A 240-nucleotide genomic window follows, 5' to 3' on the forward strand; every position below is an offset into this window, starting at 1 on the left:
CGATGGTTTCCATGCGCTTCTTGGTCAGCGCACCGGTGTCCTCGATCTTGCCGTCGGCGAAGGAATGGATCACCCCGCGCGGGGAGAAGTGCTGGACGTAGGGGCTTTGCGGATCCTTCGGCCAGTAGGGGCGTTCCGGCTCTTCCTCGGCATTGAGGTGGTAGAGGTTGCCGAAGAACTCGTCGAAGCCGTGATTGGTCGGCAGGTATTCGTCGCGGTCGCCCAGGTGGTTCTTGCCGA

At 62.1% G+C, this 240-nt stretch carries 1 pseudogene; it reads right to left on the reverse strand.

Annotated features, from left to right (window positions below):
* A pseudogene (locus J5M67_RS29345) lies at window positions 1-240 on the reverse strand (arylsulfatase); the annotation flags it as partial.

The organism is Pseudomonas sp. 30_B (genome assembly GCF_017491605.1).
Lineage (GTDB): Bacteria > Pseudomonadota > Gammaproteobacteria > Pseudomonadales > Pseudomonadaceae > Pseudomonas.